Source organism: Caldivirga sp. MU80 (genome assembly GCF_001663375.1).
Classification (GTDB): Archaea; Thermoproteota; Thermoprotei; order Thermoproteales; family Thermocladiaceae; genus Caldivirga.
The window spans coordinates 64,502-86,706 of record NZ_LCTF01000002.1 but is presented as its reverse complement, the minus strand read 5'-3'; the positions used below and the strand labels follow the sequence as shown (position 1 = coordinate 86,706).

At 47.9% G+C, this 22,205-nt stretch carries 25 protein-coding genes and 2 pseudogenes; 18 read left to right on the top strand and 9 right to left on the bottom strand.

Annotated elements, in window-relative coordinates; translation table 11 throughout:
- A complete protein-coding gene (locus AAX04_RS01020; protein ID WP_066792881.1) occupies positions 1 to 1,089 on the top strand; it encodes an ATP-binding protein in 1,089 nt (362 codons plus the stop codon).
- A 130-nt stretch (positions 1,090 to 1,219) separates the two neighbouring features.
- Here the strand turns inward: AAX04_RS01020 and AAX04_RS11765 are convergent, their stop codons facing one another.
- The 5 genes from AAX04_RS11765 to purE all read right to left on the bottom strand — a co-directional run bounded on the left by AAX04_RS11765 (position 1,220) and on the right by purE (position 4,558).
- Entirely contained in the window at positions 1,220 to 1,390 is a 171-nt protein-coding gene (locus AAX04_RS11765; protein ID WP_156519626.1) for a hypothetical protein, read from the bottom strand.
- A 162-nt stretch (positions 1,391 to 1,552) separates the two neighbouring features.
- Positions 1,553 to 1,759, bottom strand: a complete 207-nt coding sequence (locus AAX04_RS12565; RefSeq protein WP_066792879.1) for a nucleotidyltransferase domain-containing protein — start codon at positions 1,757 to 1,759, stop codon at positions 1,553 to 1,555.
- Positions 1,760 to 1,791: 32 nt separating this feature from the next.
- Positions 1,792 to 2,880 carry a nicotinate mononucleotide-dependent phosphoribosyltransferase CobT gene (cobT, locus tag AAX04_RS01010; RefSeq protein ID WP_066792876.1) on the bottom strand — a complete coding sequence of 363 codons (1,089 nt, stop codon included), beginning with the start codon at positions 2,878 to 2,880 and terminating at the stop codon, positions 1,792 to 1,794.
- Positions 2,881 to 2,937: 57 nt separating this feature from the next.
- Positions 2,938 to 4,074: a 5-(carboxyamino)imidazole ribonucleotide synthase gene (locus tag AAX04_RS01005; protein WP_066792874.1), complete on the bottom strand. Its 1,137-nt coding sequence runs from the start codon at positions 4,072 to 4,074 to the stop codon at positions 2,938 to 2,940.
- On the bottom strand, positions 4,067 to 4,558 hold the full coding sequence (gene purE, locus AAX04_RS01000) for a 5-(carboxyamino)imidazole ribonucleotide mutase (protein WP_066792872.1): 492 nt from the start codon (positions 4,556 to 4,558) through the stop codon (positions 4,067 to 4,069). The genes AAX04_RS01005 and purE overlap by 8 nt, the downstream gene beginning before the upstream one ends.
- 51 nt (positions 4,559 to 4,609) lie before the next feature.
- On the opposite strand from purE, the gene purL reads away from it, so the two are divergent.
- Genes purL through AAX04_RS00980 form a run of 4 tightly spaced genes read left to right on the top strand, consistent with a single transcriptional unit; the run spans position 4,610 to position 10,370 of the window.
- On the top strand, positions 4,610 to 6,826 hold the full coding sequence (gene purL / locus AAX04_RS00995) for a phosphoribosylformylglycinamidine synthase subunit PurL (RefSeq protein WP_238377748.1): 2,217 nt from the start codon (positions 4,610 to 4,612) through the stop codon (positions 6,824 to 6,826).
- On the top strand, positions 6,826 to 8,136 hold the full coding sequence (locus AAX04_RS00990; protein WP_066792870.1) for an amidophosphoribosyltransferase: 1,311 nt from the start codon (positions 6,826 to 6,828) through the stop codon (positions 8,134 to 8,136). The genes purL and AAX04_RS00990 overlap by 1 nt, the downstream gene beginning before the upstream one ends.
- A 6-nt stretch (positions 8,137 to 8,142) precedes the next feature.
- Positions 8,143 to 9,357 (top strand): phosphoribosyltransferase family protein, encoded by a 1,215-nt coding sequence (locus tag AAX04_RS00985; RefSeq protein WP_066792868.1) that lies wholly within the window; start codon positions 8,143 to 8,145, stop codon positions 9,355 to 9,357.
- A gap of 5 nt (positions 9,358 to 9,362) precedes the next feature.
- Positions 9,363 to 10,370, top strand: a complete 1,008-nt coding sequence (locus tag AAX04_RS00980) for a phosphoribosylformylglycinamidine cyclo-ligase (RefSeq protein WP_084761125.1) — start codon at positions 9,363 to 9,365, stop codon at positions 10,368 to 10,370.
- Between the two features lie 3 nt (positions 10,371 to 10,373).
- On the opposite strand, the gene AAX04_RS00975 is transcribed toward AAX04_RS00980, so the two are convergent.
- Positions 10,374 to 11,078: a phosphoribosylaminoimidazolesuccinocarboxamide synthase gene (locus AAX04_RS00975; protein WP_066792934.1), complete on the bottom strand. Its 705-nt coding sequence runs from the start codon at positions 11,076 to 11,078 to the stop codon at positions 10,374 to 10,376.
- A gap of 100 nt (positions 11,079 to 11,178) precedes the next feature.
- Here AAX04_RS00975 and purD point away from each other — a divergent pair, with 100 nt between their 5' ends.
- From purD to purT, 4 genes are all read left to right on the top strand, one after another.
- Positions 11,179 to 12,654 carry a phosphoribosylamine--glycine ligase gene (gene purD / locus AAX04_RS00970; RefSeq protein WP_066792866.1) on the top strand — a complete coding sequence of 492 codons (1,476 nt, stop codon included), beginning with the start codon at positions 11,179 to 11,181 and terminating at the stop codon, positions 12,652 to 12,654.
- An 84-nt stretch (positions 12,655 to 12,738) separates the two neighbouring features.
- Positions 12,739 to 13,032: a phosphoribosylformylglycinamidine synthase subunit PurS gene (locus AAX04_RS00965; RefSeq protein ID WP_238377747.1), complete on the top strand. Its 294-nt coding sequence runs from the start codon at positions 12,739 to 12,741 to the stop codon at positions 13,030 to 13,032.
- On the top strand, positions 13,013 to 13,681 hold the full coding sequence (gene purQ / locus AAX04_RS00960) for a phosphoribosylformylglycinamidine synthase subunit PurQ (protein ID WP_066792864.1): 669 nt from the start codon (positions 13,013 to 13,015) through the stop codon (positions 13,679 to 13,681). The genes AAX04_RS00965 and purQ overlap by 20 nt, the downstream gene beginning before the upstream one ends.
- A complete protein-coding gene (gene purT, locus AAX04_RS00955) occupies positions 13,681 to 14,892 on the top strand; it encodes a formate-dependent phosphoribosylglycinamide formyltransferase (protein ID WP_066792862.1) in 1,212 nt (403 codons plus the stop codon). Before purQ ends, purT begins: the two co-directional genes overlap by 1 nt.
- 104 nt (positions 14,893 to 14,996) lie before the next feature.
- Here purT and AAX04_RS00950 read toward each other — a convergent pair whose 3' ends face one another.
- Entirely contained in the window at positions 14,997 to 15,428 is a 432-nt protein-coding gene (locus tag AAX04_RS00950) for a hypothetical protein (protein WP_066792860.1), read from the bottom strand.
- Positions 15,400 to 15,591: a hypothetical protein gene (locus tag AAX04_RS00945; protein ID WP_066792858.1), complete on the bottom strand. Its 192-nt coding sequence runs from the start codon at positions 15,589 to 15,591 to the stop codon at positions 15,400 to 15,402. Before AAX04_RS00945 ends, AAX04_RS00950 begins: the two co-directional genes overlap by 29 nt.
- A 315-nt stretch (positions 15,592 to 15,906) precedes the next feature.
- On the opposite strand from AAX04_RS00945, the gene AAX04_RS00940 reads away from it, so the two are divergent.
- From AAX04_RS00940 to AAX04_RS00930, 7 genes and pseudogenes are all read left to right on the top strand, one after another.
- A complete protein-coding gene (locus tag AAX04_RS00940) occupies positions 15,907 to 16,317 on the top strand; it encodes a PaREP1 family protein (protein WP_066792931.1) in 411 nt (136 codons plus the stop codon).
- Positions 16,318 to 16,422: 105 nt separating this feature from the next.
- A pseudogene (locus tag AAX04_RS11590) lies at positions 16,423 to 16,616 on the top strand (pyridoxal 5'-phosphate synthase lyase subunit PdxS); the annotation flags it as partial.
- A gap of 351 nt (positions 16,617 to 16,967) precedes the next feature.
- Positions 16,968 to 18,140 carry an MFS transporter gene (locus tag AAX04_RS00935; protein WP_066792856.1) on the top strand — a complete coding sequence of 391 codons (1,173 nt, stop codon included), beginning with the start codon at positions 16,968 to 16,970 and terminating at the stop codon, positions 18,138 to 18,140.
- Positions 18,141 to 18,560: 420 nt separating this feature from the next.
- Positions 18,561 to 18,680 (top strand): annotated as a pseudogene (locus AAX04_RS12450) (molybdopterin-dependent oxidoreductase); the annotation flags it as partial.
- A 142-nt stretch (positions 18,681 to 18,822) separates the two neighbouring features.
- Positions 18,823 to 18,966: a hypothetical protein gene (locus AAX04_RS11585; RefSeq protein WP_238377745.1), complete on the top strand. Its 144-nt coding sequence runs from the start codon at positions 18,823 to 18,825 to the stop codon at positions 18,964 to 18,966.
- A 177-nt stretch (positions 18,967 to 19,143) separates the two neighbouring features.
- Positions 19,144 to 19,293, top strand: a complete 150-nt coding sequence (locus AAX04_RS11580; RefSeq protein ID WP_238377744.1) for a hypothetical protein — start codon at positions 19,144 to 19,146, stop codon at positions 19,291 to 19,293.
- Between the two features lie 175 nt (positions 19,294 to 19,468).
- Positions 19,469 to 20,575, top strand: coding sequence for a HoxN/HupN/NixA family nickel/cobalt transporter (locus AAX04_RS00930; protein ID WP_084761118.1), 1,107 nt, complete (start codon positions 19,469 to 19,471; stop codon positions 20,573 to 20,575).
- Positions 20,576 to 20,597: 22 nt separating this feature from the next.
- Here AAX04_RS00930 and AAX04_RS00925 read toward each other — a convergent pair whose 3' ends face one another.
- The gene (locus tag AAX04_RS00925) at positions 20,598 to 21,104 is read right to left on the bottom strand and encodes a hypothetical protein (RefSeq protein ID WP_156519625.1); all 507 of its coding nucleotides are present in this window, start codon (positions 21,102 to 21,104) and stop codon (positions 20,598 to 20,600) included.
- Between the two features lie 132 nt (positions 21,105 to 21,236).
- Between AAX04_RS00925 and AAX04_RS00920 the strand changes: the two genes are divergently transcribed.
- Entirely contained in the window at positions 21,237 to 21,896 is a 660-nt protein-coding gene (locus AAX04_RS00920) for an energy-coupling factor ABC transporter permease (RefSeq protein WP_066792850.1), read from the top strand.
- On the top strand, positions 21,893 to 22,186 hold the full coding sequence (locus AAX04_RS00915) for a PDGLE domain-containing protein (protein WP_066792849.1): 294 nt from the start codon (positions 21,893 to 21,895) through the stop codon (positions 22,184 to 22,186). The genes AAX04_RS00920 and AAX04_RS00915 overlap by 4 nt, the downstream gene beginning before the upstream one ends.
- The last annotated feature ends 19 nt before the right edge of the window (positions 22,187 to 22,205 follow it).

The following is a 22,205-nucleotide window of genomic DNA, read 5'->3' as shown; positions in this document are numbered from 1 at the left end:
ATGTTATTTAGCTTAGAGCCTAAGTCAAGGAGGGAGGATTTATTCAACTTCAACTATGAACTAGCGAACCTAACCAATGCCTTAAGGGGTAGTGGTAGGTTAATTGCTGTAACTGGCCTAAGGAGGACCGGGAAGACCTCGTTAATGAGGGTTGCCCTTAATGAGTCAGGCATCAATTACCTTTACATTGACGTTAGGTTAAGCATCTATGCCAATTACGGTGACTTAGTGAACTTAATTGCGAAATCCCTAAACGACTTTATACTTAAGAGGACTTCCATGCTCGGTAAGGTGCGTGATGCCCTTAAGGGGCTTAATGGTATTGAGGTTTCCCTAAACCCACCCGGCATTAGGGTTAGGTTCAGGGGTAAGGGGAAACTAAGCATCAGTGACTTATTCGTTAGGCTTAATGAAATCGGTGAGCCAGTCATAGTGGCCTTTGATGAGGCTCAGGAGTTGAGGAGGGTGAATTGGCTTAGGTTTGATAGGTTATTCGCTTACATATACGATAACCTGCCTAACGTAAAGCTCCTGGTCTCTGGTTCACAATTCGGCTTAATGTATGACTTCCTGGGCTTAAACAACCCAAGGTCACCCTTATTTGGTAGGGCTTACCTGGAGGTGAGGACTAGGAGGCTTAGCCCAGATGAAGCTCTGGACTTCCTTGAGAGGGGGTTTAGTGAGGTTAGGGTTAACTGCCCCAGGGATTTAATGAGGAGGGCTGTGGACGCCTTTGATGGCATAATAGGTTGGTTAACCTACTTCGGCTACTCATACTCCGTGAACAACATGAGGGACTTCGATGAAATACTGAGGGCAGCCTCATCACTAGCCCTTGAGGAGTTGAGAAGCCTCATATCTGCGTTGAGGAGCAGTAGGTACATCATCATCCTGAGGACCCTAGCCCAGGGACCAGCGCCGTGGAGGGTTATTAGGCACAGGCTTGAGGATCACGAGGGGAGAAGCATAAACCCAGCCACTGTGTCGCAACTACTAGGCACATTAATCAGACTTGGTGTAATCGAGGAGAAAGGTGGCGAATACGCCATAAGTGACCCAGTTTATAGGTTAGCCGCAGGGCAATTGTGAAGCAACCGTGCATTTCAACTTTTAAAATCAATACCCCTACTTAGTGAAAATTCATAAAGCCTAACGGCTATCCTCAACACATCTGATAGTTATAGGGAACCATCTATAAACAGTCTCCTCGCCCTCGTTACTAGCCCACTGCCGAAGGTAAGGCACCTGGGATGGCAGTGAGTCCAGACCTAGCCCCCCACGGGCACTGAGCCGTGATACCCCCAAGAATAAGGGCAAGACTACCAGCTACGCCTAGGCAGTCCTCATAGTATCCACGTGATTTAGCGATGCTAACCAGGTCAAAATCCACGCTTTAATGCATGAAATGCATTATTAAGGGTTGCTTTTTATTTACCACAAAGCTACGGGGAATTTATGAAAAACACCTTCTACTCCCTTTAGGGAGTTTCTTTATCCTCAACAACACCCAACTCCAGCGCCGCATCGATTATGAATGGTGGTAATACATCAACTAGGTTCTCGGGATTCCCCACTTCAACGCAATATCGATATCGCTCAATTGCGTAAACCTACCGCGAACTAGGGAACCGAAGAGCATTACGAGCCTGAATTTATCCTGGTACTTACGTAGAATGAGTGCCCTAAGCCTACTAGCTATATTCAGGCAATACTCATTGCATCCACGTGTCTTCGCTACTTCGGCTAGGTCAATAACCACGCTTTACCGCCATGCGGCGAATTTATTAGGTTTCACATGCCCTGCACCCTAAGCGTTTTCAGTAATTCCTCGTAGTCCCTCAATATCGCCATCTTGACCCTGCCCAGGTCAAAGCCCATTATTGATGCAGCCACCAACGAGCCGCCTGCGCCGACCCCTTCCTTAACGAAGCCCTCCTCAAACGCCCTTAAGCCCTCATAGGGCATATCGTCAAAATTTAGGTTTGAGGATACCACGGGTATTGGGTGAATCTCCTTAACGAGCCCTACCAAATCCGCCGATTTATCATTAATTAACCACCTGGTTGTGGCTATGGCGAGCCTCGACAGCGCGGATTTATCGAAGGCCTTTATGAAGGCTAGTACGGCGCCCATCTGCGTACCCCCAGCCAGTATTACGTGGGACTCAGCCCTAGCTGCCCCAATGGCTATTGAGGCCATGGCAGGTATCACGGGATCGCCAACCTTCGAGACCGCGAGAATTGGGTCGTCAAGGGCCTTTGAAACACCCGCCCTCTCCAGCGCCCTCTTTACAACGCTTATTTTCAACTCCCTAGGATTAGTCGGTGAGGCGCTCGACATTTTGTGCCAAGCATCATAACCCATAGCTACTAGGAACGCCATAGCAGTTGTTGTGCCAGCGGGGATGGACTCACCAATGATTAGGACCCTAAATGACCTACCTAGGTTCTCACCAAGCACCAATCCATTATCAACCATTCTCTCAACAACATTCCTCCTAAGGGCATCGCTTTTAATTATGTCGAGACCCGGTTCACCCTGTAAATCCACATGCGGTATCAACGGCTTGACGCGTGAGCCGGCATTAACAACGAGCACGCCCGCATTGATGAGCCTAAGCGCGGCTCTCGTAATGAGCGCCGGCGTGGGCTTACCGTCAGGGGTCATTGGTACGGTATTGATCACTCTACACTTACCGAGCAGTAGGTACTCGGCGTCTGCGGCGGGCGTAAAATGCGTTAGTTCGGGTTTTGCTCCGGCTATTGTGATGCCAGGGATTAGGCTTACGTCAGTTGTGCCTATTGTTAGGGTAAAGATGAAGCCCTGTTTGATGGCATTAATGAAGGGCTCAAAATCCCCTAGGTGGATGGTGTATTCCATAACCGAGGCTGATTAGATGCCCTATAATTAAGTATTTCGCAGTGAGGCATGGCTATTTTACATGTCTGGCTTGGGCCATGGTGATTTTAGTATTTTCTCGGTCTCTTCACCGTATATTATGTTCATTACCTCAAAGACCCTCTTCCTTACCTCGCCTATTGAGTTGGCTATTATGTTAACGTGCCCCATCTTTCTCCTGGGCCTCACCTCAGCCTTATTGTACCACCAAATCTTAGTGCCCGGTATTGACAGTATCTTATTCACCATGTCCTCATCCCACGGTTTACCGAGTATGTTAACAATGGCCGAGGGTCTCAGTAACTCCGTATCACCAAGCGGATAATCTAGTATGGCCCTCACGTGGTTTTCAAACTGGCTCGTGATGGACCCAAGCAGTGTCCAGTGGCCCGTATTGTGAACTCTGGGTGCAAATTCATTTATCAACACATCACCATCGCTAGTTACGAAGAACTCAACCGCCAGTACCCCCACGTAGTTTAATGCCTCAGCCAACTGCTTAGCCAGGCTTAATGCCCTAGCCCCCACTTCATCGGGTATTTGAGCAGGTACTATGCTGTATATTAAAATTCCCTCATGGTTGTAGTTCTCAATAACAGGGTAAAACTTGGTTTCACCGCTGGCTGACCTAACTAGTATCACGGATATTTCCCTACTAAACCTCACAAACTCATCCACCAGCAGTGGGTATTTATTGGGGACCTCACTTAACTCACTGGGGTTGTTAATGTAGTACTGCCCCTTTCCATCATAGGCGCCGTAGGGGGCCTTAACCACGCACTTACCTAACCGCTTCACGATTGACTTCAGTTCATCCCTTGATTCAACAATCTTGAACTTGGGTGTCGGTAACCCAATTTCCCTTAGGAACTCTCTCTCCTTTATCTTATCTTGTTTAACCATGACCGAGGTTATGCTTGGCCTTAGTTTGCCGAGTTCATGCGCATTAGCAAGGGCCTTTGGGTTCACGTGCTCGAACTCAAACGTGACTACATCACTACTTAGCACCAATTCCCGCCAATCATCACCCACAAACGCTCTATCAGCAACTTGAAGTGCTGGCGCATTCCCATGTTCATCATAGACATAAAACCTGATACCTAGTGCCCTACCCTCGATGATCATCATGAGGCCTAACTGTCCACCACCTAGGATACCCAGCACCCTGTTAGGCATCCCCCAACACCGTCCTTAACACCTCATCTCTCATGGTATTCATGAATTCGATAACCCTTTGCCTAAACTCAGGGTACTTAATACCCAGTATCCTGGCGGCTAATAATGCAGCATTCCTAGCCCCATTTATGGCTACCGTGGCCACGGGGATTCCATACGGCATTTGGACAATGGATAGGAGGGAATCGATACCGTTCAACTGCCTAGACATTATGGGAATACCCACTACGGGTAATGGGGTTAGTGATGATGTCATTCCAGGTAGGTGAGCAGCACCACCAGCACCCGCTATTATGACCTCAAGGCCCCTATCTGCAGCCGTCCTAGCGTACTCAAACATGAGCTCTGGTGTTCTATGTGCTGAGACAACCCTAACCTCGTAGGGTATGTTAAGCCTCCTCAACTCATCCACGGTCTCCTTCATCACGTCCCAGTCGCTTTTACTGCCCATTATTACCCCGACTAATGGTTTTACCTGACTCATTATTTTCCCATTTAAAGAAAAGCTTTAAAAAGTTGCGCTCATAATCCCTTTGTGGAAAGTAGTCAATTAAATCAATCAATTAAACATACGGTTAACACGACGCTTAAGAGCCATGAAATCAAGGCGATTAGGGAATCCCTAGGCAGGGAGCCGAATGAAGTGGAACTGCTCATATTCGAGGCCGAGTGGAGTGAACACTGCTCATACAAGAGTAGCAGAAGGTGGCTGAGGGAGCTACCCTCAGAGTCCATTCATGTTGTTAGGGGGCCTGGCCTAGACGCACCCCTAATTAAGGTTGGTAAAGTCTTCATCTCGTTTAAGATAGAGAGCCATAATCACCCATCAGCCATAGACCCATATGATGGGGCGGCCACGGGTGTTGGTGGTATTGTTAGGGATATCTTAACCACGGGTTTAAGGCCCATTGCACTACTTAATAACCTACATTTCGGTGACCCAGGCGATAGCTACTCACTTTGGATAGCCAGGGGTGTGGTCAAGGGTATATCCGACTATGGAAATAGGATTGGGGTTCCCGTCGTTGGGGGTGAGGTGTGGTTCGATGAGTCATTCGCCAGGAACCCAATAGTACTCATCACATGCCTTGGCGTTGGAGTTGAGGGGCAAGTTGTGTGGGGTAAGGCAGACCCAGGCGATGTGGTTATGGTAATTGGTAATGATACGGGTAAGGATGGTATGCTTGGAAGCTCCTTCGCCTCAAAGGCGTTAGGTGGGAGTGATGAAATGTCAGCCGTGCAGGTTGGTAATCCACTACTTGAGAAGCTACTAATAGACGTAATCACAGAACTAGCCCAAAGGAGACTTATCAAGGCCATTAAGGACGTGGGCGGTGGAGGCTTAGCAACGGCGTTGAGTGAGTTGGCTTCACAATTTAACCTAGGCATTAGGGTTTACCTAGACAGGATTAGGCTTAGGGATGAGTTAAGCCCAGGGGAGATACTCGTCTCCGAGTCCCAGGAGAGGATGGTAGTGGTGGTGGACCCAGGGCGATTACGTGAAGTGGAGTCGCTGCTAGGCAGCTATGGTGTAGATTACGACGTAATAGGTGAGTTAACCGAAGGTGGAAGGTTCGAGGTGTATTACAGGGGTGAGCTGGTAGCTGACCTGCCGGTTAAGTTAATCACAGGCGCCCCGGAGGCTAACCATGAACTCTCAGAACCAGCCTGGCTCAGGGGCCTTTGGGAGCTACCTCAGTTAACGCCAATACCGTTTAGGGATGCCTTGATTAAGGTGCTGTCTAGCCCCAATGTAGCCTCTAAGGAACCCATTTACACGCTGTATGACCATGAGGTTGGGGTTAGGACCGTAATTAAGCCAGGGCAAGCTGGGGCAGCCGTTTTAAGGGTCCTTGAGGAGGATGGTGACAACGGGAAGTTGGGCCTTGCCATAAAGGCTGATGCAAACCCCAGGTATTCATTCCTAGACCCATATATTGGGGCGGCTAATTCGCTGGCTAAGGCGTATAGGAATGTGGTTGCCGTCGGCGGCAGGCCCATAGCAGCCGTGGACTCGATAAACGTGGGGAATCCTGAATTACCTGATAGGTACTGGTACTTCGTCATGTCGGTTAAGGGCCTTTCATGGATAGCTAAGTCGTTGGGGGTACCCATAGTTGGCGGTAAGGTGAGCTTCTACAATGAGGACTCAACGGCAAACACTGTGATAAAGCCCGTGGTCGCCGTGGCCATGCTTGGCGTATTGGATGACATAGATAGGAGCATCAGCGGTGGGCTTAAGGGTAATGGATCACTTATAGTGATTGGATTAACAGATAATGAGCTTGGCGGTTCCGAGTACCTGCATAGGGTTCATGGGATGGTTAGGGGTTTACCACCAAGGCCCAAACCGGAGGAGGAACTGCGTAACGCTGAGGTTGTACTTAGGTTAATTGAGCGGGGACTCGTGAACTCCTGCATGGACATTGGACTGGGGGGATTGGCAACAACACTGTTAAAGATGTCAGCCACCGGTGGCGTAGGTTTTAACGTCGACTTATCGAAGACCCCTACCAACGGCACCATGGACCCTGTGGCGGTGGCCTTCTCAGAAACCAATGCAAGGTATGTGATCGAAACCCACCACGCCAGCGAGGTAATGAGTATCCTTAGGGAGGTGGGTGTACCCCACGCTGTAATAGGCGTCTCCGGGGGTGATTCAGCCAGGTTTCTGTGGATGGGTGATGAACTAGCCTCGTTGAGGGTGAGCGAAGTAATGGGGTATTACTCATCACTATGGGGTGTATTTTAATGTGCGGTATATGGGCCTTCTCGGGTTCCAAAGCCCCAGGTTACGTGGCTAAGATGGCACCCTGGCACATGCATAGGGGCCAGGAGGGTGTGTCGTATGCCTGTAATGTTAACGGTGTTTTAATGAAACTTGGTAATACGGGCAACCTGGCATCTACGTTATGCCTAGGCCATGCCAGGTACTCGACAAGCGGACCTTATGGTATGGAGCTCCAGCCTATAGTACTAGGCGACATGGCAATGGTCTTTAATGGTACCATAGCCAACTACAAGGAACTGGTCAAGATAATGAGGGGCTGGGGTCTGGAGGTTACCAATGATCATTACGATGCTTGGGTCTTGGCAATGTACCTAAGGCACCTGTTAATGAGGCACGACATTGATGGGGCGGTTAGGAGACTGTTCACGACAGTTAAGGGGGGTTATGCAATAATCGCTGCATGGAAGGAGCAGCTACTGCTAATTAGGGATCCCTGGGGGATAAGGCCATTGAGCATTGGCTTCAACGACGATGGCATTGCCGCGGCCTCAGAGACTAGCGCCCTTGAGGTGTTAGGCATGAGATGGCGTGAATTGGAGCCTGGAAGAGCCGTGGTGATTAACCCCAGGGGTAATGCTGAGGTTTATGGGGATGGAACCAGGGGTGTTAAAAGGGCCTATTGCGCCCTTGAGTACATCTACTTCATGAGACCCGACTCTTACTTTAACGGAATAAGCGTGTACAGCGTCAGACAGAGACTTGGGTTATCGCTGGCTAGGAAGGAGCCAATTAAGGATATTGATACAGTGACCTCAATACCCGAATCAGCTAGGGTAGCAGCCCAGAGCTACGCAAGGGCATTGGGTAAGCCCATGGAGGATTTAATAGTGAAGAATAGGTTCCTTGGTAGGAACTTCATCAAGCCGCCCATGGAGAGAAACCAGGAGCTTTACGGGGTCATTAAGGAGGGGATTAGGGGGAAGTCTCTCGTCGTCGTTGACGATTCAATAATAAGGGGTGATACCCTAAGGCTACTGATACCTAAGTTAAGGGGTTATGGTGCACGGGCCATTCATGTGAGGATTTCTTCACCACCAATAAGGTACCCGTGCTTCATGGGTATGGACTTCCCCACACGGCGTGAGTTAATAGCCCATGGTAAGGCCATTGAGGATGTTAGGAAGGCCCTTGGTTCGGATTCACTTATCTACCTCACCGTGGATGAATTGTTATGGTCCATAGGCGTTGATGAGGTCTGCACCGCATGTTTCACGGGCAATTACCCATTCAACATCAACATCGATGAGGTTGAGGGGGATTTCACCAGGTGATGCACTATGGGTACGGCTGGGTTCCTGGGGGTTTTATCATTCCATGATGGCTGGGATGTGGGTAAGGTGCTTAAGTATGGGTTACTGGCGCTGAGACATAGGGGTGAAACCCACTGGGTTTCCGTCTTAACCAATAGTGGGCTAGCGGCGAAGAAACTCGACGAGGTAGGCGATATTGATGTTAATGGATGGGCCGGCATAGCTTGCTCCACTACTGATGACTCACTATTTAGGGTCGTTAAGTGCGGTGATGTGGATGTGGCTTACTGCTACGAGGGGCAGGGGATCAGTGAAGGTGAGGTATGTGATATAGTCCTTAACGGTAGAGCAATTGAAAAGAGCTTGACATTACTGGCCTTAACAAGCAACGGTCGCCTGGTGGGTTATAGATCTGTTGATGGGCGTAGGACCCTGGCTTTAGGTGCCTATGGCTTCGACCTAGCCTACATCTCCAATGAGACGGCGGCCATAAATGCAGTGGGTGGTGCAGTCAGGACCTTCATAAGACCCGGCTCGGTAATAGACATCTCCAGGTACGTGGTTAGGGAAACAAGGGTTGTTAACCATGTGGAGAACCCTAGGTTATGCCCCCTTGAATTAATCTACCTAAGCAGGGCTGACTCTGAGGTTAATGGATACTCCGTTTATGCATTTAGGAAAGCCCTAGCCCGGAGACTAGCCACTAGGTTAAGGGGTAAAACCGCAAGGGATGTGGACATAGTCATTGGTGTACCAGATACGGGTATCCTCTACGCATTGAAGGTCGGTGAGGCGTTAGGTAAACCCGTGGAACTGGCTTTAATGAACATAGAGAGGCGCAGGTCTGCGCTCATAGATGAGGCCACAATGAGGCAGGCTACGGTGCACCTAAAGATAACTCCTGTCGTTAAGGAGCTAAGGGGCAAGAGAGTTCTACTTATTGATGACTCACTGTTAAGTGGCTTAACCATTAAGGAGGTGTCGCAGGTGTTGAGACATAGGGCTGGGGTTAAGGAGGTTCACGTGGGCATAGCCAGCCCCAGGATAACCAAGTCATGCCCCTACGGTGTCACCATGCCGCCAACGGAGATGCTGTTAACAAGGGTTTTTCACATTGATGAGGAGTTGATTAAGGTCCTTGAGGTTGACTCAATAACCTGGGTCTCAATTGACGACCTGGTTAATGCAGCCAGGGAGGCTGGGATAATGGAGGAGTTATGCCTAGAATGCTTCCTACGGTGATTAACGTGGGTTGGACCTACAGGAGGGCTGGGGTTGATCTCAATGCACATCACGAAATGCACAACTACGCCATCGACTCAATAAGGCGGTTAGCGAGGGAATTGAACATTGAGGTTAGCGAGGGGGCCTTCACCAGGTTCCTAAGTCTCAATAACATGCAACTCACGCTCCACGTTGATGGCGTGGGTACGAAGTCCATGATAGCCTTGGCCACCCACAGGTTTAAGGTCCTTGGCTGGGACTGCGTCATAGGTAACACTAATGATGTTGCCTGCGATAACGCAAAACCACTTGCCGTGGTCGACTACGTAGCCCTAAGGGACAACGATGTGGACGCTGTCAGGGGTGTGATCGATGGGATTATTGATGCCTCAAGTAAGGTCAATGCCATGCTCCTTGGCGGTGAAACCGCCATAATGCCGGACCTGGTGAATGGGATTGACGTGGCATGCGCCGTGCTTGGCATTAGGGTTGGACCTACGGGAAACGTTAAAACCAGTGATGTGGTTATTGGGGTTTCATCAAATGGCCTCCACATGAACGGTTACTCACTGGCACGCAGGGTACTACTAGGTAAGTACAGGCTTAATGACCAAGTGTGCGGTGAGGAGCTCTCAAACCTCTTACTTAAGCCGACTGCCGATTACAGTGGGCTAATCCTTGACCTATACGATTCACGGCTAATTAAGAGGGCTGTACACGTAACCGGTGGTGCATTCACGAAGCTGAGGAGGGTTCTGGGGCCGGGCCAGGGGCTTAGTCTCGAAATGCCCGAGCCACCTTGCATTTTCCAGGAGATTCAAAGTGTTGGTGGTGTGGATTGGGGTGAAATGTACCGGGTGTTTAACATGGGTGTTGGGCTGGTGTTAATTACTGACCCAAATAACGTTGATGATGTGGTTAAGGCCGTTAGGCGTTGGAACCTTAACCCCTGGGTCCTCGGTATGGTTACTGAGGATTATCAGGGTGTTTTAAGCCTTAACCTATGGAACGGCTTAAGGGTTAAGATTTAGCCTTCAACTAATTCCAAGCAGTGTATTTAACTCAGCATATGCCTTAACCAAATCCACTGCTGAAGCGCCCTTCCTAAACAATTCCTTATCCAGGTGCCTACCCTCCTTAAGGATCCTCATCGTATCGCCACTCAACTCGTCAGCCAACAGCAACCTACCATCCCTACTAAAGCCAAACTCCAGCTTAAAATCAAGGAGGGTAAGGCCATGCATGCCCAGTAGCCCCATTAATAGGTCATTTACCTTAAGTGATGTGTTAATGACTTCCTGGAGATCCTCCCTCCCCAATAACCCCGCCTCAATTAAATCATCAGTAGTTAATAATGGGTCGTGAAGCTCATCACTCTTTAGGTGAAATTCCACCAGCGGCTTTGAAAACCTAGTCAATGGCTTAACCATTGGCATCCTCCTCAGGAATGAACCGTAGGCGTAATTCCTAACAATAACCTCTATCGGCACCATCCTCAAGGCCCTAACGGTTATCCTCCTATCACCATCCCAATTAATGAAGTGTGTTCTTACGCCGTTCCTCTCTAGGTAGTTCATGAAAAAGGCTGTCTGGGCAGCCGCCAACCTACCCTTACCAGCAGCCGCCTCCCTCCTTAACCCATCAAGTGCAGTTACCTCATCCTTAAACTCTATGATTAATTCATCATCATTAAGCCTATACACTCTCTTAGCCTTCCCCTCATAAATCAACTCCACCATATTCACCAGGTTACTCCCCTAGCGCGTTTATAAATTTTATCATTTAATCTAATGGTTTCGTACGAGTTAAGCTTATAAATGCTAAATTATTTAATTAATTATGTTAAAAGATGAGGTGTTGATAGTCGGAGATGGGGCCCGTGAACACGCCATAGCCGTTAAACTGGCTGATAGCGTTCACGAACCGAGAATACATGCATTAATGACCCATAGGAACCCTGGTATTGAGTCTATTGTAAGGCAAACGGGTGGCCGCGTCATCATTAGTAGCCTGGATGCCAAGGGCGTTGCTAAGGCTATCAATGAGGTTAACCCAGACATTGTGGTGATTGGGCCAGAGGAGTCTCAATTCGCCGGCGCCGCTGATAAGGCCATTGAAATGGGTGTACCAACCTTCGGGGTACCCCGTAGGTTAGCAGTGATTGAGCAGAACAAGGCATTTGCTAGGGAGTTGATGTGGAAGCATAAAATACCAGGTAGACTAGCCTTCAGGGCATTTAAGGATGCAGGAGATGCGGTGGAGTACATTAAAAACGCTGGTTCTGTAGCCATAAAGCCAGCTAGACAAGCTGGTGGTAAGGGTGTCCGGGTCTTCTGGGAAAACCTAGCCTACCTCAGAGATGCAATGGGTATGGCCAAGGCATCGCAAGTCATCGACGCCGCGAGGTCCGTCTCCAAATACAGCGATATTGAGGATTTGATAATAATCGAGGAAGCAGTGACGGGGGTTGAGTATACAGTACAGGTCATAACCGATGGCTACAGCATTATCGCGCTACCGCCAATCCAGGATCACCCACACGCCTTTGATTACGATGTAGGACCAGAGTGCGGTGGTATGGGAAGTATTGTGGGGCCAGGACCTAGGTTGCCATTCCTACTAGATGATGAGTATTGGGAGAGTGTCGATATTGTCAAGCGGACGATAGAGGCGTTGCAAAGGGAGGTTGGTGATAGGTATGTAGGCGTCCTCTCAGGTCAATTCATGCTTACGACTTACGGACCAACACTGATTGAGTACTACAGTAGGTTCGGTGACCCGGAGGTTACAAATGCCCTAGCTCTCCTTGAGGCCGACCTCCTGGAGTTGATTGAGGCTGCGGTTGAGGGTAGGTTATCCAGCGTTAAGTATAGCTTCAGGGATAACACTGTGGCTATAACTAAGGCTGTGGCGCCCGTGGGTTACCCACACAATAGGGATATGGCGATTAACAGGACAATAACCATAAATGAGAGTGCAATAGCCAAACTAGGCTGTTCCCTATTCTACGGCTCCATCGAGAGGATTAATGGTGCCTACAGGACTTTAGGTTCAAGAGCTGTGGAGGTAATGGCCCTGGGCAACACGTACCAGGATGCGTATAGCACTGTTGAAAGGTGCGTGTCCCAGGTTTCATCGCCTGATTGGCAACTGTTCCATAGGCTAGACATTGGGAGCCCTGAGCTTGTGAGTAGGAGGATTGCCGAGGCTGAGACCATTAGGCAGGTTTACACATGGAGACGGCTGCATGGACTTGGTAAGGTTAGGGTGGATTGGGTGCCTGGTAGGGGGCCCATAGTCTACGACTACTCATGACTACTCTACATTTAATTGTTTATTTAAATATATCATAAATATTAGGCGTAACATTTATAAAATTTTTAATTATTCACCTAAACAATGCCCATGAATGGGGTTAAGGGTGGAAGGTACCTAGTTCACGTAGCCATAACCCTCAAGGGTTCAAGGGACCCTGAGGGTGAGACAATACTTAAGGATGTGGTTACGGCATCAGGCCTCAGTGGCGTATTAAAGGTACGTAGTGGCAAGTACCTGGGCTTCGTAATCTCAGCACCAAACGCCGAGGGGGCGGTTAAGGCAGTGGCTGACCTATGCTATAGGCTTAGGATCTACAACCCAACGGTCCACGAATTACTGATGTTGGGTGTTGAGGATGAGGGTAGCGGTGATTAGGTTCCCGGGGACTAACGGGGACTTAGATGTTGCTCATGTGCTCAATAGGGTAGTGGGCCTTAGGGCTGACGTAGTGTGGCATGAGAAATTCGAAGGCGAGGGTTACGATGCGGTTGTAATACCAGGCGGCTTTAGCTATGGTGATTGGCTCAGGGCAGGGGCCATAGCCTCAAGAAGCCCAGCTCTAAAGGAGATTAGGGAAATGGCCAGTGATGGAAAGCCCATCCTAGGCATATGCAATGGCTTTCAGATACTCGTCGAGTCAGGGCTATTGCCAGGTGCACTGTTACCCAACGACCCACCCAGGTTCATGGCGAGGTGGGTTAGGGTTAAGGTACTCAATACCAAGACACCCTTCACCGCCATGTATAACGACGGCGAGGTGGCTTCAATGCCCATAGCCCACGGTGAGGGAAGGTACTACATCGACGATCCCATTAGCGTCAACGCTGTATTCACCTACCACGGCGAGAACCCAAACGGGTCTATCAACAGTATCGCCGGCGTAGCTAGTGGTGACGGTAATGTGGTTGGTTTAATGCCACACCCTGAGAGGGCCTCTGAGGATGCACTGGTGCCTAGGGGGCATGGTAAGGGTGGTTTGAAGCTATGGTTGAGTCTTAAGGAGAGCTTATCGAGGGGGTGGTGATGGAGTTCGGCACACCGCTAATGGAGGGGGCTAGGAAGGTTCTCCTGCTGGGTAGTGGTGAGTTGGGTAAGGAGATGGCCATAGAGGCCCAGAGACTTGGCGTTGAGGTTGTAGCTGTGGATAGGTACGATATGGCGCCCGCGATGCACATAGCCCACAGGAGGTATGTGGTCAACATGATGGATGGGGACGCCGTTAGGGCGGTGGTGAGGAGGGAGGCCCCGGACGCCATTATAGCCGAGATAGAGGCCATAAACACCGACGCTCTCATGAAACTTGAGGAGGAGGGGTTCAGGGTGGTGCCTAACGCCAGGGCAGTTAAGGTATGCATGAATAGGGTGGAATTGAGGATTCTGGCCGCTGAGAAGCTGGGGTTACCGACGACTAGGTACCATATAGCTGAGTCACCTAGCGACGTGGAAAGCGCCTGTAGGGATTTGGGTTACCCATGCCTAGTAAAGCCTGAGATGAGTTCAAGTGGACATGGGCACGTGGTTATCAGAAATAGGGATGAGGTCGAGAAGGGGTTTAAGCAAGCCATTCAACACGCCAGAGGAGTAAGTAAACAGTTACTGGTAGAGGAGTTCGTGGAGATAGATAGGGAGTTCACGGTATTGACGTATAGGCACAGGGTTTGGGACAAGGCTGAGATAAGGACTCTGATACCCATTGAACATCAAAGGCCCAGGGGGGTCTTCCATTACGTGGAGTCCTGGCACCCACCAACCGCCGAGGAAACGGTGTTAAGGACAGCTAGGGAAATAGCGACTAAGGTTGTAGATGAGTTGGGTGGACTCGGGATCTACGGCGTGGAACTGATACTAACGAGGGATGGTAGGCTACTATTCAGCGAAGTTGCGCCTAGACCACACGATACCGGGCTCGTGACGCTGGTGAGCACGGACATAAATGAATTCCAAATACATGTCAGGGCAGCGCTGGGGCTTCAAATACCCGAAGTTAAGCTCGTAACCCCAGCAGCATCACATGTAATAATTGCCGATAACGAGGGCTACGCACCGAGGTTCATAGGCATTGAGGAAGCCTTGGCAATACCAGGCGTTCAGGTTAGGCTTTTCGGTAAACCAAGCACGTATAGGGGTAGGAGAATGGGCGTGGTTTTAGCCGTCGGGAATACTGTTGAGGAGGCTAGGGAAAGGGCAAGGCTTGCAGCCTCTAGGATCAAGGTAATTCCTAAGATCCCTGAATAACGTGGTTGAAATAGCAGAAAAGGCACTAAGATTAAATCGATTAAATCTTTAATTAAATCTTTAATCTAACCCCAGCACCTTTTCCGATTAAACGCACTATTAACTCACCAGTATTGGGGTCTCTCGCTGTATCTTACCTTATCCGGAGGGTCATCGGTGAACCTCCACTTCCCTGAACCAGCAGCCAATATAACTATGCCGAACTCCTCAGCCAGCACGTCGCTTATCAAAACCTCCTCCTCCGTTGGTGATATCATTACATCAACGAGCTTAGGGCCCACCTCCCTATCGCCGGTAACAACCCAGGCCTGTAAAGCCTCCCTGACAAGGAACACCCTCACCGGGCCACCCGCAGTCCCAACTTCAATTACGCTTGATGTAGGTGGTGGAGGGTAGAGCGAGAGCCGCCGAGCCAGCGATGTGGGTATGAGGAGTTGTGGACTCTCGGCCTCAAAGCCACTGTTGACCAGGGCGGAGGTCTCAATGGTCTCTTGCGAGGTCTTAGACCTAAGCCTTAGCCTCACCCTCACGGCCATATCTCCACCTCAGGGGATATATGTGGCCTATCCTACCCCTCCTCAACCTATATATGTGGCCTATCCTACCCCTCCCACCATGAGTTGTCTCATTCCCCTGAGTAGCCATGTAGTACCTAACCCTATACGCTGTACGTGGGATATAAATCTTACTAACATTCATGTAATTATTACCCTTCAGAGACTACGCCACGGTGCTCAGCCTTAACCTCAGGCATCAACTACGTTACGAGGGGATTAGTATGCTAGAGGATTAAATAATTGGTGTATGGCATAGGAGAGAAAACAGGGGATAATGTAATGAGTATTAGGGCTCTGGTAAGGCCCTAAGTCATTGCAGTGCTCTTCACATTATAATTATATGTGGTAAATTATTTTGATAGCTACATTATTATTTCAAGGCTTATAAACTTAAAGGTTAAGTATTGGTGTGCAGGAATTACTGAGGTTGATAAGTGAGGAGAGTAGGAAGAGGGGTATGAGCCCAGAGCTCTTCCTAGCAGACTTAATAGTGCAGAGGCTTGACCCAAAGGAGAGGGTAAGTGTATACCTGAAACTTCATGAGGCACTCCTGAGGGGGGCTGAGGAGGAGTATGCGAGGGGTGATTTGATTCAGGCCAGCGAGAAGCTTTGGGGCTCAGTCGCCTCACTGCTCAATGCAATAGCCGAGGTTAGGGGTTGGGAGCACTATAGCCATAGGGACTATGACGTAATAGTGCAGAACCTATACGAAGAGACTAGTGATAAGGAATTGGTACTTTACTTCGGCATGGCCGAAAGACTACATGCTAATTTCTACAACAACTTCATGAGCAAGGAGACCTTTGAACTCCATAGGGATTACGTGCTCAAGTTAATCAACAAATTGAAAGAATTCATCAAGCAATAGTTATTAAACGTTTAACAAAAATAAGTAACTCCTTGCCAACACTATATCGATGTGGTGAACCAATCCTTTGAGTACCTGGAGAAACTTAGAGACTTCTTCTATGGCATGCTAGAGCTCAAGGATAGGCTGAGGGAGAGGGGCTTCACCTAGTCTAGACCGTACCCGTTTGATGGCGTAGCCATTGGTACGGTTAAGGTTGGTTCCCGGCAATGCTTAAGGATGGTGTGATTATGAATGTAACAAAGGTTGGTGTTATGGTGCCTGATAAGTTACTGTATGATGTGAGGAGAGCTGGTGGTTATGAGGTACTGAAGTCTTGGTGTTGCGTATAGGATGTGTATTTTCCATTATGTTCAGCAAAGATGATATCTATGAAGCGAATTTAGTAAGGGCGTTTCTTCAATAGCAGTTCGGTGTTAAGGTCTTAGTCTATAAGTTTAGTAATGGTATAGTGTTAAAAGATGCCGGAGATGATGCCATACAGATGCTGAAGGAAACACTGCCATACATTGACTCACCAACTTGATGCGTTAACCCCAATAAATGATTTTTCATAGCAAGACTAAGGTTGATTACAGGATATTTAACCAATCAATCGTGATGCAGATAGGTTAATTAAGTATTGCCGATAAGTATGGTGTAGACCGCGAATGACGAAGGGTCAGTATTATGCAGGTCTTCTTCAGGCTGTATCTACAATACTTCCACTGACCATAGCAATAAGAGCCTCTAATAATATGTTGATAACCACTATACCGCTCTTGGCGAGGTATGATTTTGGTTTCAGTAATACCTTGGTTGGGCTTATCTCCGCCTTAGTATCGTTGATGACATTCGTGAGTAGTGGTATCATAAATTCAAAGTTACATACTGGCACGAGAAGGTTTGTTTTCATAGTTTCGTCCATAATCTACGCCATAGTATTCCCCCTCTTTGCCCTCTCAAGTGCCGTATCCATATGGGCCCTATCTGCTATGGCTGGTTTTGTGCTTGGTTTCCTCATGCCCAATGTAATAACCTCAGCAAGCCTATTACCCAACAGAGTTGATCGGGAGAGACTGCTTAACATATACACCCTATCCCTGAGTACGGCATTGATTATAGGCCCTGCAATAGAGTCCTTAATACTTAAGTACTGTAGCCTTAGGGAGTCCTTCATATTTTTCACAGCATTTCCAATAATAGGCGTGGTAACGGCATTCATGCTAAGGTTTCCTGAGGAGGAGGTTAGGCGTGAAAGTACTGGGTTTAGGCAGGTTGTTAATAATCCAGGCTTCATAGCGGCCGTACTCAACATATTAACTTATAATGTGGTCTTCTCATTCTTAATGACGTTTGGAGGTGTCTATGCCAGGGAATCCTTCGGCCTTGATTACTCAGAGATTGAGATATTATTCTCGGTGTTTTTCGTAACCTCATTCCTAGGTAGATTATATCTATCAATAAGGCCTGCCAGGAGGCTATGGCCCTACATGGCATCCGCAGTGGCTATAACAACCATGGGTGTATTGGCAATAGCCCTAATAAATAACCCATTGATATACGCCATTGCATTACTCGCACTTGGAATACCCCACGGCACCACCTACCCATTATCCGTGGTCTCGATATCAAGGGCCTTTAAGCCCGAGCAAAGAAATGCAGCCAATAGCCTATTTTTCTCCATGATGATGGTAATAGGGATTATCATACCCACAATTACAGGATACATAGCCGACCTGATAGGTATCAGATCAACATTCCTTGTCCTAATTCCACCAGTCCTAATAGCCCTGGTGTTGCTTAAGAGGTACGTGGCTCCAATCGATGTGCCGCGGGATTGAGTTCTTATGTGATTTACGCCGTAGCTTTTAAGTAATAGAGCCTTAGATCTTAGCAATTATGATTACCTACGCATTTGAGAACTTAAGATCTGATGTTAGAATGCATACCTATGCAAAAACTGATAGTAAGATAGGTATTACCTGCGGCTGTTGAGTGTTCCTAAGGGTCCATTAGGTGGTAAGGGTATTCATGAGGTATTTTATGGAGGTTAGCTGGGATGAAGCCTTTAATATCATAGTCTCCCGAATTAAGAAAATAGATAGTTAGTAAATACGGTCCTGCAGCAGTAGGTGGAATAATAAGTGTATAGAAGCACAAACGAGAGTCTTTATGCATTCCAGAAACTTATGAAGTGTGCAATTGGTTCGGATAATATTGACTAATCAGCTACGCTGTGCCACGAGCCATCTGCCTGGTCATTAGCCACACAGCTCATATTCCTTACGGAAACAGCCGAGTACGCAGATGTCGTGTTACCTGCAGCATCATCTGCCCTGGAGAATTATGAAACATTTACAAACACGGAGAGGAGGGTTCAACTAACCAGGAAAGTAGGGGTAAGGCTAGGTTTAGAATCGTCACCTGGAGAGGACCTGTTATTGAGATGAATAGTGAGGATATGGCGAGGGAGGTATTAAGGATGGTGATATTGTTAAGTTGATATCACCTGCGGGTGAGTTGATGGTCAAGGTTTCTAGATTAAATAGAGTTCCTCCCAGAGTACTATTCAGAGTACTATTCACAACATTTCACTACCCAGAGTTACAGGCTAATGTTTTAAAACCATACATATTGAACCCAATAACCAAGACAGCCCCTTTATAAATGAGCCTAAATGTTACGCACATTTGCCAAAGGAATAGGAGGTTAGGATCTGTCTCTGTGTTTTAGCTACTCTTAGTTAGTCAATAAGTGATGCTGATGTTTTGAGGTAGACAAAGCCTTTGCTGTAGTTAGTATGCTTGCCCATCGCAAGGAGTTGGGGAATACCTTACGAGAACAATGAACATATTCGGCAGAGCAATAGCCTTAGGACACCTACTCAGCGCCAGTGGTGCCAGGATAGTGACAACATTGATATCAGCCCTAATGCGTACGGGAGGTAAAAGGAACGCGGCTGCATTACGCCATGAGACGGTGAGGCAACGGTAGTTGCCATAGAAATGCAGTGAATTTTAGAAATAACGCATTCCGTGAAATTACGTGGCGCATGGCCATTTAACCATTACTCAGTTATGTATTACATTTATTCGTAATAAGTATTACGTAATTACTTATCACAAATGTGAGAATAATTTCTTTAAGAAGTAGAGTGACATGGCATGCAATGAGGGATGAAGTATCAAGGAAGGCTTGGGTTATAATGGGCTCAACATACGCTGCAATACTAATCGCTACGGGGCTTGCCTGGCTTTGGTTCTATGACCTTATTCAGTTAACGCACAACATTGCCCTAACTGGTAAGGCCCTTTCGGCCCTAGCCAATGTGGCCCATATCCATGGTGCCGTCACATTAGCCATACTTGGCATTCTAGCCTACCTATTCGGGCTCAGGCATGGCCTCGACGCAGACCACCTAGCGGCCATAGACAATTCAACTAGGAAATTGGTTCAGGAGAGGAAGAGGTCTCTGTTCACGGGGACCTTCTTCAGTCTCGGGCACTCCACGGTGGTTGTATTGATGGCTATAGCATTGATGGTTGCCACTAGGTACATAGTGAAGAACCTAGCCTTATTTGAGAACTACGGTTCAATAATCGGTACGCTAGTCAGTGGTGGTTTCCTATACATAATAGGGTTCCTAAACTTCCTAGTGCTGCTGGAGATTTACGACATATATAGGGAATTCAGGAGGGGAAGGCTTGATGAGACTAGGCTTGAGGATGCGTTGATGAGGAGGGGGTTCATGAATAAGTTCTTCAGGGGTTTGTTTAAAATAGTCGACAGGGATTACTACATGTACCCAATAGGCTTCCTGTTCGGCCTTGGTTTCGACACCGCGACCGAGGTTGCCACATTGGCGATATCCGCAGCGGTGGCGGGGGTCTTCGTAAACATCCCACTCTGGTACCTACTGGTGTTTCCCATGCTCTTCACCGTCGGGATGGTACTCACGGACACCACGGACGGCTTCTTCATGAACTACGCCTACAACTGGGCGTTTAGGGACGCCCTCAGGAAGCTTTGGTACAACCTAACAATGACCCTGATATCGATAATGGTGGCTTGGGTAGTGGGAACCCTTGAATTACTAGGATTGGTACAATCGGAGTTCAACCTAGCTGGGCCATTCTGGGATTGGATAGCCGCGGTAAATGGTGAGACCCTATGGTCATTTATAGGGGTCATAATCGTATTCATATTTACAGCGACATGGGCAATCTCATACACAATATATAGGTTGAGGATTTATAAATATGCAAGACCTTCGTGACCCATAACCGTTTAATTTGAAATTACTTCATTATTGCTTCTATAATTAATTTATTGTTGCCCTCGGCCGAGAGTTTCTTCACCTCAGCATTGAGTAGTGAAGCGATCATGGTTTTCGTGAATGCGAATATCGCATTCCTAAACTCATCACTGAAGCTAAGATCTATTGGCAGGTTCTCCACAACGATCTCCACCGCCTGGTCCTTAACCCTGTACTTCATTACGCCGTAACCGCCAAGCCTCACCGCATCCTTTAAATACTCAAGCACATCCTTAACATTACTGAATCTCTCAAGACCAATCCTCCTCCTTAATACCCTACCCGTGGCCTCGTCAAGGCTTTCGAAGAGCACGGCAGTTGCTGAGCCGAAGTAGTTATAGTAAATGCCCCATAACTCCCTAACCAACTCCGCATCAATAAGTACAAACCTAGCACCCCTAAATGCTATTTCTCCCGAGTCAATCTTAATCGATACATCGCCCTTCAACAAATCCTTAGTTAATCGAATCAAATCTATTATAGACGACACATGCATTATTTTCAATCCTATACATAAATACATTTCTCAACAAATTGAAAATAATTATGTAATAATATTTACATAGTAAATTATTACAATAATGATAATAAAGTTTATAAATACAGAACCAGCGTAGCAACGATGCATATCCCAGATGGATACCTCGACCCCATTTGGTGCGCGGGTACTTACGCGGTAACTATAGCTTACTTAATCTACGCCTATAGGCGTGTCAGGGCAAACTACGATGTTTCCAGGGTAATACCGTTAATGACGGTTTTCGCTGCCGGCATATTCGTTGCCCAAATGCTCAATTGGCCCATTCCAGGGGGTACAAGTCTGCATTTCGTTGGTGGTGCGTTGTCGGCTATTGTTTTAGGGCCCTACTTAGCGTCCTACGTAATGTTCCTAGTGCTGTTGGTTCAAGCCCTGGTGTTTCATGATGGTGGTATAACGACGTTAGGCGCTAATGTTTTGAACATGGGCATAATAGACGTCTGGGTTGGCTATCTAATCTATAGGTTAGTGACGAGGTATGTAGGAGGTAGCAGGGGTATTTTCCTAGGGGCCTTTCTCGGTGGTTGGGCTGGTATAACCATTGCGGGTGCCGCGGCGGGTACTGAAATAGGTCTTAGCCCGTGGTTTCCATACGGTATATACATAAGCCTACCTGTCATGGCTTCGTGGCATGCATTACTGGGTATTGTTGAGGGGGCGATAACGGCCTTTGTAGCCCAATACCTACTCACCAAGCACCCTGAGCTGACGCAGGTGGTGAAGGTTGGGGTGAGGGCGTCATGATTAGTAAAAAGCAGTTAATCCCTATAATAGTGTTGATAGCGCTGTCCCCATTGTTTGGCGTTTACTTGGCAAACCTGGTTGGGTATCATGAGCCCCTGGATGTTGCTGGTGACCTCTTACACCTTAAGGACATAAGGTATCAAATTAATTGGACCCCATTCATAGACTACACAGTACCCGGCTTACCCGACATGGTTGGGTACGCCATTGCCGGGGTCATGGGCTTCTTAATAATACTGGGCATTGGTTACTTAATTAACTGGGTGCATAATAAACGTAGCAGGAGGTAGAAAGTAAGGGAGGTGAAGC